The following is a 13,167-nucleotide window of genomic DNA, read 5'->3' on the forward strand; positions in this document are numbered from 1 at the left end:
CGCCAACCCTAACCGGTGGGGTCGACCGGGCTAGTGGGCCGTGACCTCGAAGGTCTCGTTGCACACCACCGCGTGCACCGGTCCGTCGAACTCGGTCTTGGCCTCGCTGATGACGTCCTCGCGCGACGTCCACGGCGGGATGTGGGTCAGCAGCAGCTCGTGCACGCCCGCCTTGGCGGCGACGCGGCCCGCCTCGGCACCCGACATGTGCAGGTTGGGCGGACGGTCCGGCGCGTCCGTCCACGACGCCTCGCACAGGAAGGCGTCGGCCCCGCTGGCGAGTTCGACCAGTTCCTCGCAGTAGCCCGTGTCCCCGCTGTACACCAGCGTCGCCCCGGACGGATCGGTGAAGCGCATGCCGTAGGACTCGGTCGGATGGCACACCAGCCGTGGCAGCACGGTGAGCGCACCGATCTGCACGGCCTCGCGGTCGACCCACCGGTGGATGTCGAAGATGTCGGAGAAGTCGTCGATCTCGCCGCCCTCGGGCGAGGACGCCGCACCGAGTCGAGCCCAGGTGTCGGTGGGACCGAACATCAGCGCGCGCCCCTTGGGTGGCGACGGATGGTAGCGGCGCCACACGAACAGCCCCGGAAGGTCGAGGCAGTGGTCGGCGTGCAGGTGCGACAGCAGGACGCTCACCGTGCCGGGATCGGCGTGGCGCTGCAGTGCGCCGAGCACCCCGCCTCCGAAGTCGACCGCCAGCGGTGGCGTGTCGGGAGCGGTCACCAGGTACCCCGACGCAGGCGAATCCGGACCGGTGACGCTACCGGAACAGCCCAGTACGGTGATTCGCACGCTCACCAGCTTGCCATGCCCGATACCGGTGTGACGAAAACATCACCGCTTTTGCGCGGCGTTTCCCGATCGGGCCGCGACAGTTCCCCGCACTGGTGCCCCATCACCCCACGCCACCGCGCCAAACCGTCGCGCGGGAGCAGGGCTAGCAAATCAGGCCGACGCTTAGCTCGAGAGCCGCGGAGCGGTGCCGACGGGACGCTTGGCGCGAGCCTTGCGTTCGGGTCCGGAGACGACGTACGCCGCGAGGACGCCGGCGATCCCGCCGCAGAGGTGCCCCTGCCAGGACACCCCGAACGTGCCGGGCAGCGCGCCCCACAGCACCCCGCCGTACAGGAACAGGACCACCACGCCGACGACGATCTGCCACGCGTGGCGGGTGAAGAAGCCGAACACGACGAGGAACGTCAGCCACCCGAAGATCAGGCCGGACGCCCCGATGTGGGTGGTCTCGTACGACGAGCCGACGTTGCCGATGAGCCACGTGCCGAATCCGCCGAGCACCCACACGATGGCGGTCGCGTAGACGAAGCGCCCCATCCCGATCAACGTCATCAGGAAGCCCAGCACGAGCGCGAAGCCCGCGTTCCCGTTGAGGTGCTCCCAGTTCGCGTGCAGCAGCGGGGCCCACAGGATTCCCCACAGCCCGTCGACCGTCCACGGCCGGATGCCGTCGGCGTCGAGCTCCTGATGGTGCAGCGCGTCCCACGCCTCGACGACGTAGAGCAGCACGACGAAGCAGATGATCGTGGCACCGCCGACGACCCACGTCGGCCGCTTCTTGCCGGCGGGGGTGGGCGCGAGGCCGTTGCTCATCGCTGCTGCGCTTCCAACACGACTGCCACCCCGTCGAGGCTACCGGCGGGCGGCGCGTCCCCGCGGGGCCCGATGCGCCTACGGCACTGCCGCGAAGGCCCCCGGCAGCAGCTCGCGGTAGGTGGGTATCGCCGCGATGGGCTGCGCCGCGAGGACCGCGACCAGCACCGCGCGCGCCAGACAGTCCGCCGCGGCCTCTCCGACGACGGTCGCGAGCTTGGTCTCCGGCGACATTCCCGCCGGGGTGGCCTTGTTCCACGTGGCGGGCGAGATCTCGATCGCGCCGGTCGACAGGGCGAACACGGCGTCGCCGTCGACCGGGGTGTGCGACGGCCGGATGGTGCGGGCGAGACCGTCCTGCGCGGCCACGGCGACTCGCCGGCAGGCCGCCTTGCTCAGCGCGGCGTCGGTGGCGACGACGGCGATCGTCGTGTTCAGCGGTGACAGGTCGGCATCGCGTTCGGCCAGCGCGGCGATCTGCTCGCCGGGCGGCGCGGTCAGCCCGTGCTCGGCGATCGCGTCGGCCATCCACGGCAGCCCGGTGGCGGGGTCGACGACGTTGCCCGCCGCGTTGACCGCCACGACGGCGCCGACCGTCACCCCGATGTCGGGCAGCGACACCGACGCCGTGCCGAGTCCGCCCTTGAGCGCGCCCGCCCTGGCGCCGACCCCCGCGCCGACGGTGCCGACGGCCACGTCGAGACCCGCCGCCTCGGCCGCGGCGAATCCGAACTCGGCGGTGGGCCGCAGGTGCCAGCCGCCGACGGGCAGGTCGAAGATCACCGCGGCGGGCACGATCGGCACCAGGCCGCCGTCCATCGCGAGGCCGCGGTCGTGCTGCTCGAGCCACTGCATCACGCCGTCCGCCGCGGCCAGGCCGTAGGCGCTGCCTCCGGTCAGCACGACGGCGTCGACGAAGCGCACGCTGTTCGCCGGGTCCAGCAGATCGGTCTCCCGCGTGCCGGGGGCGCCGCCGCGGACGTCGACGGCGCCGGTGGTGCCCGGGGGCAGCAGCACGACGGTGGTGCCGCAGGCCCATCCGGTGCCCAGCGTCGCGTCGGGATCGAGCCGGTGGTGGTTGCCCACGAGGATGCCCGACACGTCGGTGATCGACCCGCGCGTCGACACCGCTGCTACCGCTTGCCCATCAACCCGAGCACCAGGTACTCCTGCAGCACGGTCAGCCACTGGTACACGTCGAGGTGTCCGGCCATCGGGTGCTCGGCGGGCAGGTGGTCGGGCCCGTCGGGGCCGATCTCGAGCATCGTGCCCAGCGCCAGGCGGATGTCGTTGACGCACGCAGCCCAGCAGTGTGCGTCGTCCTCGGCGATCTCGAATCGGCCGCCGCCCGCCGGCAGCGTGTCCAGCAATCGTTGGCACGCATGGCGTTTGGCGTCGATGATCTCCGGCTCGTGCAGGCTGCGCAGCGCACTGTTGAGGCTCTCGGCGGTGCGCGAGCCGGCCGGATGATCGTGCTGGGGCCGGAAGAAGTCGGGCAGCAGTCGCGCCATCGTGTCGTCGTCCGGGGGTGCCGTGTGCCCCGTGCGCATCCCCGTCAACTCTTCGAGTTCGTCTGTGGGAGAAGAACTTTCGCGGTCGACCAGCATGTCCACCAGTGAGTTGACCAGGCTCTTCAGCAGCGTCGCCTCGTGAGCTGCCAGGGCAGACCGAAACCGGGTTCCCTCAGCGGTGTCCACTCGCTTCCATTTGCGCACGCCGGCTACCGGGTCAGCGGTCCTGCTGCATGGTGGCCCATAGACCCGCCGCGTGCAGCTTCGTCACGTCGATCTCCATCGACTCCCGACTTCCCGCGGACACCACGGCCTTGCCCTCCTCGTGGACCTGCATCATGAGCTTGGTGGCGTGCGGTTCGCTGTAGCCGAACAGCTTCTGGAACACGTAGGTGACGTAGGACATGAGGTTCACCGGATCGTCCCACACCAGCGTCACCCACGGACTCTCGGTGGCCTCGGTGACTTCGACATCGCGTTCCTCGCGAGTCCCTGGCTGGGTCCGCGCCGGCGTAACCATGCCGCCAAGAATAGACGGGCGGGGTTGGGGGGTGGGAACCGCTACGGTTGGCGCTGTGGGGACCGACGAGCGCTTACGCGAGGAGCCGGCGAGCACCGACGAGCGCTTGCGCGAGGAGCCGGCGAGCACCGACGAGCGCTTGCGCATCGAGCCGGCGAGCACCGACGAGCGCTTGCGCGAGGAGCCGGCGAGCACCGACGAGCGCTTGCGCGTGGAGCCGGCGAGCACCGACGAGCGCTTGCGCGAGGAGCCGGCGAGCACCGACGAGCGCTTGCGCGAGGAGCCGGCGAGCACCGACGAGCGCTTGCGCGAGGAGCCGGCGAGCACCGACGAGCGCTTGCGCGAGGAGCCGGCGAGCACCGACGAGCGCTTGCGCGAGGAGCCGGCGAGCACCGACGAGCGCTTGCGCGAGGAGCCGGCGAGCACCGACGAGCGCTTGCGCGAGGAGCCGGCGAGCACCGACGAGCGCTTGCGCGAGGAGCCGGCGAGCACCGACGAGCGCTTGCGCGAGGAGCAAGCACGTACCGCACTGCTCACCGACAAATACGAGCTGACGATGCTCGCGGCCGCGCTGCGGGACGGCACCGCGCACCGGCGCACGACGTTCGAGGTCTTCGCGCGCCGCCTGCCCGAGGGCAGACGCTACGGCGTCGTCGCAGGCACGGCCCGCTTCGTGGAAGCGTTGGCGCAGTTCCGGTTCGACGACACCGCGCTGGCCCTGCTCGCCGACTTCCTCGACCCCGACGTCCTGCACTACCTCGCCGACTACGCGTTCTCCGGGGACGTCGACGGTTATGCCGAGGGCGAGCTCTACTTCCCCGGCTCCCCCGTGCTCTCGGTACACGGCACGTTCGCCGAGTGCGTGCTGCTGGAGACCCTGGCGCTGTCGATCCTCAACCACGACTGCGCGATCGCCTCGGCGGCCGCGCGCATGGTGAGCGCCGCGGAGGGTCGGCCCCTCATCGAGATGGGGTCGCGCCGCACCCACGAGCGGGCCGCGGTCGCTGCGGCGCGGGCGGCGTACATCGCCGGGTTCTCGGGCTCGTCGAACCTCGAGGCGCAGCGCCGGTACGGCGTGCCCGCCCTGGGCACCAGCGCGCACGCCTTCACGCTGCTGCACACCTCGGCGGACGGTCCCGACGAGCGGGCCGCGTTCCAGGCACAGGTGGACGCGCTCGGCGTGGGGACCACCCTGCTGGTCGACACCTACGACATCACCGCGGGCGTCGCCAACGCCGTCGCCGTCGCGGGCCCGGGGCTGGGGGCCGTGCGCATCGACTCCGGTGATCTCGGCGTGCTGGCCCGCCAGGTGCGCGATCAGCTCGACGGACTGGGGGCGCCGGACACCCGCATCGTCGTGACCAGTGACCTCGACGAGTTCGCCATCGCCGCCCTGCGCGCCGAGCCCGTCGATTCCTACGGCGTCGGCACCTCGCTCGTCACGGGCTCCGGCGCGCCGACGGCGGGCATGGTCTACAAGCTCGTCGAGGTCGACGGCGTTCCCGTCGCCAAACGCAGCAGCCACAAGGAGTCTCACGGCGGGCGCAAGCAGGCGCACCGGTTGGCCAAGCCGACCGGCACCGTCGTCGAGGAGATCGTGCACCCCGCCGATCGGCCGCCGCCGGAGACCGCGGGCCTGACCGCGACGGCGCTGTCCCACCCGTTGGTGCGCGACGGTCGACCCGTCGTCGAGTTCGACCTGGCGTCGGCGCGGGCCCGCGTCGCGGCGGGTCTGCACAGTCTGCCGTGGGACGGGCTGAAGCTCTCGCGCGGCGAGCCGGCGATCCCCACCCGCATGGTCCAGGCCTGAGGAGGAGCCACGGGCGGCGTCAAGGATCTTCTGGACAGGGCGGTCACCGCACTCGGCGGGACCGAGCGCAGCGGTCAGATCGAGATGGCCGAGGCGGTCGACCACGCCTTCGAGACCGGTGAGCACCTCGCCGTGCAGGCCGGTACCGGCACGGGGAAGTCCCTGGCCTACCTGGTGCCGTCGATCAAGCGCGCCATGGAACGCGCCGAGCCCGTGGTGATCTCGACGGCGACGATCGCCCTGCAGCGCCAGCTCTTCGACCGGGATCTGCCGCGGCTGGCCGACGCTCTCACCGGTGAGATGCCGCGTCGCCCCGAGTTCGCCCTCCTCAAGGGGCGCGGAAACTACTTGTGCCTCAACAAGATTCACAACGGCGCCGCCGAGTCCGACGACCTGCCCCAGGACGAGCTGTTCGACGCGGTCGCATCGACGGCGCTGGGGCGCGACGTCAAGCGCCTGTTGGCGTGGTCGTCGGAGACCGAGACCGGCGATCGCGACGAGGTCTCACCCGGGGTGCCCGACCGATCCTGGAGTCAGATCAGCGTGTCCGCACGGGAGTGTCTCGGCGCCGCGCGGTGCCCCTACGGCACCGATTGCTTCGCCGAGAAGGCACGCGGGCGCGCCGGGTCGGCGGACGTCGTCGTGACCAACCACGCGCTGCTGGCCATCGACGCGATCTCCGACGTCAACGTGCTGCCCGAGCACCAGCTGCTGGTGGTCGACGAGGCCCACGAACTGGTCGACCGGGTGACCAGCGTGGCGACCGGCGAGCTGTCGGCCACCATGCTCGGCGTCGCGCACCGCCGCTCGGCGCGGCTGGTGGACCCCGAACTCGCCGAGCGGTTCGAGGCCGCGACCGCGGTGTTCACCTCCGCGATCTACGACGAGCCGCCGGGCCGCAAGGACGTCCTCGACGACGAGCTCGCCACCTACCTGACCGTGCTGCGGGACTCGGCGGACCGGGTGCGCGCGGCCATCGACACCGCGCCCGGCGACCCGAAGGCGGCGGCCGCCCGCAACGAGGCGGTGACCGCCCTCAACGACGTCAGCGACACCGCATCGCGCATCCTCAACTCCTACGGCCCCGCCATCCCCGACCGCACCGACGTCGTGTGGCTCGACCACGAGGAGGTCCGCGGCGCCAAGCGCGCGATTCTGCGCGTCGCGCCGCTGTCGGTGTCGAACCTGTTGCGCAACAGGCTCTTCGAGCAGTCGACCGTGATCCTGACCTCGGCGACGCTGACCATCGGCGGCACGTTCGACGCCATGGCCCGGTCGTGGGGCCTGACGCTGCTCGGCGACGACGCACCCGGCTGGCGGGGCATCGACGTCGGATCGCCCTTCGCGCACGCCAAGTCCGGCATCCTCTACGTCGCGGCGCACCTACCGCCGCCGGGGCGCGACGGCACCGGCTCGGCGGAGCAGCTCGACGAGATCGAGGGCCTCGTCGCCGCGGCGGGCGGGCGGACCCTCGGACTCTTCTCGTCCATGCGCGCGGCCAGGGCGGCGGCCGAGGCGATGCGGGCGCGCCTGGACACGCCGGTGCTCTGCCAGGGCGAGGACACCACGTCGGCACTGGTCCGGCGGTTCGCCGAGGACGACGAGACCACGCTGTTCGGCACGCTGTCGCTGTGGCAGGGCGTCGACGTGCCCGGCCCGTCGCTGTCGCTGGTCCTGATCGACCGCATCCCGTTCCCCCGCCCCGACGATCCGCTGGTGACGGCCAGGCAGCGGGCCGTGACGGCGCACGGCGGCAACGGCTTCATGGCCGTGGCGGCGACCCACGCCGCGCTCCTGCTCGCCCAGGGCGCCGGCCGGCTGTTGCGCAGCGTCGACGATCGCGGTGTCGTCGCCGTCCTCGACTCGCGGATGGCGACCGCGCGCTACGCGGGCTTTCTGCGGTCCTCCCTGCCGCCGTTCTGGGCGACCACCGACACCGCCCGCGTCCGCCAGGCCCTCGAACGCCTCCGCACCCCGTGATTCGCGTCGTTCTCGGAGCGCCCGGCGCTCCTAGAACGACACGAATCGCGCGCGTTCAGACGGTGGGGAGGCGCATCACGAACCCCGCCTCGAGCGCCACCCACAGCGCGCCGTCGGGCCCGATCGCCAGGCCGTGGGGCTCGCTGCCCGCGGGCAGGTCGATGGTCGCGACCTCGCCGTCGGCGTGCACGCGCGCGATCTGGTCGGCGCCCCACAGGCTGACCCACACCCCGCCCGCCGGGTCGGCGACGACCGCGTGCGGCTTGCCGGGCAGGTCGAGTTCCTGCAGCGCCTCGTCCATCGGGATGCGGCCGACCTTGTCCGCGGTGATCGCGGTGAACCACACCGCGTCGTCGTGCGTGCCGGCGATGCCGACGGGACCCGCACCCGGGGTCGGCACCGTGCGCAGGGTGACCGCGCCGCGGTCCAGGCGCCCGATGGCGTTCGCCCGATTCAACGTGAACCACAGCGCGCCATCGGGTCCCGTCGTGATCATCGACGGCATGCCGCCCGGGGCGGCCTCCTCGCTGACCACGCCGTCGACGTCGATGCGGCCGATCACGCCGGTGCCCGTAGCGGTGAACCACAGCGCCCCGTCGGGCCCGGCGGTGATGCCGTACGGCGCGCTGCCCGACCCGAGTTCGAACGCGTCGAGCCGGCCGGCGGTCGAGATCCTGCCGATGCGGTCGTCCCCCGCGCGGGTGAACCACAGGGCGCCGTCGGGCCCCGCGGTGATGATCGACGGCCTGCTGTCCTGCGCCACCGGGTAGATCTCGACGTCACCGGGCGCGGTCACCCGGGCGATCGCGCCGCGGTGCACCAGCGTCACCCACATGGCGCCGTCGGCACCGGCTGCGAGCGCATACGGCCCGCCGTCGACGGCGACCTCGAAGATGCGGCTCACGCGAGTGCGACGAGACCCAGCTCGCTGTCGGCGGCCAGCAACCGGTGATGCGGCAGGACCCGCACGGTGTACCCGACCGGACCGGCGACGGGCAGCGGGATCGTCGCCGTGAAGAGCTCGATGCCGTCCGGTGACCCGGCATGGGCCATCCGCACCGTGACCGGATCCAGCAGCACGTCGCTGGCGTCGACCCGGCCGACGACGGCCTCCACCACCACCTCGTCGGGCCCCAGCTCGTCGAGCTGCACCGTCGCGGTCAGGGTCAGCTCCGAGCCCAGGAGCGGGGTGTCCGGCAGCCCGTAGCTGTCGACGTCGGTGATCTCGACCCGCGGCCAGGACCGTCGCGCCCGTTCGCAGTACGCGGCGAGTTCGATGGCCGCACCGAACGGCACGCCGTCGACCTCCTCGATCGTGCGGTGCAGCGACTGTGCGGCAGGGGCGTAGTACTTCTCGGTGTAGTCACGCACCATCCGCGAGGCCAGCACCTTGGGCCCGAGCACCTGCAGCGTGTGCCGCACCATCTCGACCCATCGCTGCGGGACGCCGTTCTCGTCGCGCTCGTAGAAGCTCGTCGTCACCGACTTCTCGAGCAGGTCGTAGAGGGCGGTGGCCTCCAGGTCGTCGCGACGAGCCTCGTCGGCCAGACCGTCGGCGGTGGGGATCTCCCAGCCGTTCTCCCCGTCGTACCACTCGTCCCACCACCCGTCGCGGATCGACAGGTTGAGTCCGCCGTTCAGCGCGCTCTTCATGCCCGACGTGCCGCAGGCCTCCAACGGCCGCAGCGGGTTGTTCAGCCAGACATCGCAGCCCCAGTACAGCAGGCGCGCCATCGACATGTCGTAGTCGGGAAGGAACGCGATGCGGTGCCGCACCGCGGGCCGGTCGGCGAACCGGACGATCTGCTGGATCAGCGCCTTGCCGCCGTCGTCGGCGGGATGAGACTTGCCGGCCACGATCAGCTGCACGGGGCGCTCGTCGTCGAGGAGCAACTTCTCCAACCGGTCGGGGTCGCGCAGCATCAGGGTGAGGCGCTTGTAGGTCGGCACCCGTCGCGCGAATCCGACGGTCAAGACGCCGGGGTCGAAAGCGTTTGCGATCCAACCCAATTCGGCCTCGGCCGCACCCCGCTCGAGCCAGGATCGCCGGAGCCGGCGACGCACGTCGGCGACGAGCAGGTCACGCAGTTGCGAACGGATCCACCACAGGTGGCCGGGATCGACCTGCTGCAGCCGCTGCCAGGTGTCGGCCTCGCTGAGGGAGCCGAGGTCCTCTCCGACGAGTTCGCGGGCCAGCTGCACCCACTGCGGGGCCGCCCACGTCGGCGCGTGCACGCCGTTGGTGATCGACCCGATCGGCACCTCGTCCTGGTCGAAGCCCTTCCATAGGTCGTTGAACATGCCCCGGCTGACCTGGCCGTGCAGCAGCGACACCCCGTTGGCGCGCTGGGCCAGGCGCAGACCCATGTGGGCCATGTTGAACTTGGTGGGGTCGTCCTCGGCGCCGAAGCCGAGGATGCGTTCCAGCGGGACGCCCGGCAGCAATCGGGAGGACCCGAGGTAGCGCTCGACCATCTCCACCGGGAACCGGTCGATGCCCGCCGGCACGGGCGTGTGCGTGGTGAACACCGTGCTCGAACGCACCACCGTCAGGGCCGTGTCGAACTCCAGACCACCGTCGGTGACCAATTCGCGAATCCGCTCGACGCCGAGGAACCCGGCGTGGCCCTCGTTCATGTGGAACACCTGCGGCTCCGGCAGTCCCTCGACGGCGGTGAACGCACGGATCGCGCGCACTCCGCCGATGCCGGCCAGGAGTTCCTGTCGAATGCGGTGCTCCTGGTCGCCGCCGTAGAGCCGGTCGGTCACCGAGCGCATGTCGTGGTCGTTGTCCGGTATGTCGGAATCCAAGAGCAGCAACGGAATTCGGCCCACCTGGGCGATCCACACCTGCGCGTTGAGCCGCGCGTCGTCGGGCATGTCCAGGCTCACCAGCACGGGGTCACCCGCGGAGTCGGTCAGCAGTCGCAACGGCAGACCCTGCGGATCGAGGGAGGGGTAGTCCTCGTGCTGCCAGCCATCGGCGGTCAGCGACTGCCGAAAGTACCCCGACCGGTAGTACAACCCGACGGCGATCAGGGGCAGGCCCAGGTCGGAGGCGGACTTGAGGTGGTCACCGGCCAGGATGCCGAGACCGCCCGAGTAGTTCGGCAGCACCTCCGCCACACCGAATTCCATGGAGAAGTAGGCGATGCCGGTGGGCCACGAGGGCTGGGCCTCGCGTTGCTCCTGATACCACATCGGCTGGGTGAGGTAGGTGTCGAGCGCATCGGCGAGCGCATCGAGCCTGGCCAGGAACCCGTCGTCGACGGCGAGCTCGTCGAGGCGGCGGGGACTCACGCCACCGAGCAGGGCGACCGGGTCCCGTCCCAGCTGTTCCCAGAGCGCGGAATCGATTGTGGCGAACAGTTCTTGCGTCGGTTCGTCCCATGACCACCGCAGGTTCGTCGACAGTCTCTCCAGGGCTGAGAGACGATCGGGCAGGTGGGCACGGACGGTGAATCGACGAAGGGCCTTCACGTGGATTCACCTTACTGTCGCGCCGACCCCGGCGACTGCATCGTGCCCATGGGGTTGAGTCGCGCACTACGGTGGGTATAGGTCGCGGCAGGGGAAGAGCAGACGGTAATCAAGCACGACGGTCCGTGGTCAGCCACGGGCGTAAGGAGCAGTGGTGGCCGGTCGTATCGAGATCGATGACGTCGCGCCCGTGGTTTCTCATGGTCGATATCCGGCGAAGGCCGTGGTCGGCGAGGTGATGCCGGTCAAGGCCACGGTGTGGCGCGAGGGCCACGACGCGGTGTCGGCGACGCTGGTGGTGCGCTACCACGGCACGGCCTATCCCGAACTGGCCGCGGCGCCCGCGGGGCTGCAGTCCTCGCACGTGGAGGCCGTCCCCATCACCGAGGTCATCGGCGGTTCGCAGCGCGTCAAGCCGCAGCGCCTGCCGATGTCACCGGGCCGCGAACCCGACGTCTTCCACGGCCAGTTCTCCCCCGACGCCGTGGGACTGTGGACGTTCCGCGTGGACGGGTGGGGTGACCCCATCGCGACCTGGCGCAAGAATGTCACCGCGAAGCTGGAGGCCGGGCAGGGCGAGGCCGAACTCGACAACGACCTGCTGGTCGGGGCGCAATTGCTCGAACGTGCCGCGACGGCGCTGCCGCGCCAGGAGCGCTACCCGCTGATCGCGGCGGCCGAGAGCCTGCGCACCCCGGGTGACCCGTTCACCCGGGCCGGTGCTGCGCTGTCGACCGAGGTGGCGGAGCTGCTGGCCGAGCACCCGCTGCGCGAACTCGTCACCAGGGGAGAGCAGTACGGCGTGTGGGTGGATCGTCCGCTGGCCCGGTTCAGTTCGTGGTACGAGATGTTCCCGCGCTCGACGGGCGACTGGGACGCCGACGGCAAGCCCGTGCACGGCACCTTCGCGACGGCGAGCAAGGCGCTGCCCCGCATCGCGAACATGGGCTTCGACATCGTGTACCTGCCGCCCATCCATCCGATCGGCAAGGTGCACCGCAAGGGCAAGAACAACAGCGTGACGGCGGCGCCCAAGGACGTCGGCTCGCCGTGGGCCATCGGCAGCGACAAGGGCGGCCACGACGCGGTGCACCCCAAGCTCGGCACGATCGACGACTTCGACGACTTCGTCGGCGAGGCCCGCAGCAACGGCCTCGAGGTCGCCCTCGACCTGGCGCTGCAGTGCGCCCCCGACCACCCGTGGGCCAAGGCCCATCCCGAGTGGTTCACCGTGCTGCCCGACGGCACCATCGCCTATGCGGAGAATCCGCCGAAGAAGTACCAGGACATCTACCCCGTCAACTTCGACAACGATCCGGCTGGCATCTACGCCGAGGTGCTCCGCGTCGTCCGGTTCTGGATGTCGCACGGCGTCAAGGTGTTTCGCGTCGACAACCCGCACACCAAGCCGCCGAACTTCTGGGCCTGGCTGATCGGCGAGGCCAAGAACGACGATCCCGACGTGCTGTTCCTGGCCGAGGCCTTCACGCGGCCCGCGCGGTTGTTCGGGTTGGCGAAACTGGGCTTCACGCAGTCGTATACGTACTTCACGTGGCGTACGGCCAAGTGGGAGTTGACCGAGTTCGGCCAGCAGATCGCCGAGCACGCCGACTACGCCCGTCAGAGCCTCTGGGTCAACACCCCCGACATCCTGCACGAGAGCCTGCAGTACGGCGGCCCCGGCATGTTCGCGATCCGCGCGGTGATGGCCGCGACGATGAGTTCCACCTGGGGCGTCTACTCGGGGTACGAACTGTTCGAGCACCAGGCGGTGCGGGAGGGCAGCGAGGAGTACCTCGACTCCGAGAAGTACGAACTGCGACCGCGCGACTTCGAGGCCGCCGTCGCGTCGGGCTACTCGCTCGAGCCGTTCATCACGCGGCTCAACGAGATTCGCAAGGTGCATCCCGCGTTGAGTGAACTGCGCACCATCGCCTTCCACCACCTCGACAACGATGCACTGCTGGCCTACAGCAAGTTCGATCCGATCAGCGGTGACTGCGTCCTCGTCGTCGTCACCCTCAACCCGTTCGGCGCCGAGGAGTCCACGCTGTGGCTGGACATGGCCGCCCTCGGCATGTCCGATCAGGACCGGTTCTGGGTCCGCGACGAGATCACCGGCGACGAATACCAGTGGGGCAACGCCAATTACGTCCGGCTGGATCCCGCACGCGCGGTGGCCCACGTCCTGAACATGCCGCATATACCAACCGAGAAGCGGCTCGAGCTGCTGCGGAGGGAATGAGTACCAC

Annotated in this window: 10 protein-coding genes; 3 read left to right on the forward strand and 7 right to left on the reverse strand. The window is 70.7% G+C overall.

The window, feature by feature from the left end; translation table 11 throughout:
• Positions 1 to 30 precede the first annotated feature (30 nt).
• The 5 genes from G6N60_RS19905 to clpS all read right to left on the reverse strand — a co-directional run bounded on the left by G6N60_RS19905 (position 31) and on the right by clpS (position 3,645).
• Positions 31 to 804 carry a cyclic nucleotide-degrading phosphodiesterase gene (locus G6N60_RS19905; protein WP_163740487.1) on the reverse strand — a complete coding sequence of 258 codons (774 nt, stop codon included), beginning with the start codon at positions 802 to 804 and terminating at the stop codon, positions 31 to 33.
• A 159-nt stretch (positions 805 to 963) separates the two neighbouring features.
• A complete protein-coding gene (locus G6N60_RS19910; RefSeq protein ID WP_163740489.1) occupies positions 964 to 1,614 on the reverse strand; it encodes a rhomboid family intramembrane serine protease in 651 nt (216 codons plus the stop codon).
• Positions 1,615 to 1,692: 78 nt separating this feature from the next.
• Positions 1,693 to 2,742: a P1 family peptidase gene (locus G6N60_RS19915; protein WP_163740491.1), complete on the reverse strand. Its 1,050-nt coding sequence runs from the start codon at positions 2,740 to 2,742 to the stop codon at positions 1,693 to 1,695.
• A 5-nt stretch (positions 2,743 to 2,747) separates the two neighbouring features.
• Positions 2,748 to 3,329 (reverse strand): oxidative stress transcriptional regulator AosR, encoded by a 582-nt coding sequence (gene aosR, locus G6N60_RS19920; RefSeq protein WP_163740493.1) that lies wholly within the window; start codon positions 3,327 to 3,329, stop codon positions 2,748 to 2,750.
• A 13-nt stretch (positions 3,330 to 3,342) separates the two neighbouring features.
• Positions 3,343 to 3,645, reverse strand: coding sequence for an ATP-dependent Clp protease adapter ClpS (clpS, locus tag G6N60_RS19925; protein WP_163740495.1), 303 nt, complete (start codon positions 3,643 to 3,645; stop codon positions 3,343 to 3,345).
• Between clpS and G6N60_RS19930 the strand changes: the two genes are divergently transcribed.
• A complete protein-coding gene (locus G6N60_RS19930; RefSeq protein WP_281355748.1) occupies positions 3,644 to 5,455 on the forward strand; it encodes a nicotinate phosphoribosyltransferase in 1,812 nt (603 codons plus the stop codon). The genes clpS and G6N60_RS19930 overlap by 2 nt on opposite strands.
• Positions 5,456 to 5,539: 84 nt before the next feature.
• Positions 5,540 to 7,435 carry an ATP-dependent DNA helicase gene (locus G6N60_RS19935; RefSeq protein ID WP_276027851.1) on the forward strand — a complete coding sequence of 632 codons (1,896 nt, stop codon included), beginning with the start codon at positions 5,540 to 5,542 and terminating at the stop codon, positions 7,433 to 7,435.
• Positions 7,436 to 7,490: 55 nt separating this feature from the next.
• Here G6N60_RS19935 and G6N60_RS19940 read toward each other — a convergent pair whose 3' ends face one another.
• The gene (locus G6N60_RS19940; RefSeq protein ID WP_163740497.1) at positions 7,491 to 8,339 is read right to left on the reverse strand and encodes a virginiamycin B lyase family protein; all 849 of its coding nucleotides are present in this window, start codon (positions 8,337 to 8,339) and stop codon (positions 7,491 to 7,493) included.
• Positions 8,336 to 10,915: an alpha-glucan family phosphorylase gene (gene glgP / locus G6N60_RS19945; protein WP_163740499.1), complete on the reverse strand. Its 2,580-nt coding sequence runs from the start codon at positions 10,913 to 10,915 to the stop codon at positions 8,336 to 8,338. The genes G6N60_RS19940 and glgP overlap by 4 nt, the downstream gene beginning before the upstream one ends.
• Positions 10,916 to 11,069: 154 nt before the next feature.
• Between glgP and G6N60_RS19950 the strand changes: the two genes are divergently transcribed.
• Positions 11,070 to 13,160 (forward strand): alpha-1,4-glucan--maltose-1-phosphate maltosyltransferase, encoded by a 2,091-nt coding sequence (locus G6N60_RS19950; protein WP_163740501.1) that lies wholly within the window; start codon positions 11,070 to 11,072, stop codon positions 13,158 to 13,160.
• Positions 13,161 to 13,167: the final 7 nt, after the last annotated feature.

The sequence above is a fragment of the Mycolicibacterium madagascariense genome, from assembly GCF_010729665.1.
Classification (GTDB): Bacteria; Actinomycetota; Actinomycetes; order Mycobacteriales; family Mycobacteriaceae; genus Mycobacterium; species Mycobacterium madagascariense.

What these genes read in the sequence shown, in the direction of transcription:
- G6N60_RS19910 (WP_163740489.1), bottom strand. Translation starts at nt 1,614, where the DNA reads ATGAGCAACGGCCTCGCGCCCACCCCCGCCGGCAAGAAGCGGCCGACG.
- G6N60_RS19930 (WP_281355748.1), top strand. Translation starts at nt 3,644, where the DNA reads ATGCCGCCAAGAATAGACGGGCGGGGTTGGGGGGTGGGAACCGCTACG.
- clpS (WP_163740495.1), bottom strand. Translation starts at nt 3,645, where the DNA reads ATGGTTACGCCGGCGCGGACCCAGCCAGGGACTCGCGAGGAACGCGAT.
- G6N60_RS19935 (WP_276027851.1), top strand. Translation starts at nt 5,540, where the DNA reads ATGGCCGAGGCGGTCGACCACGCCTTCGAGACCGGTGAGCACCTCGCC.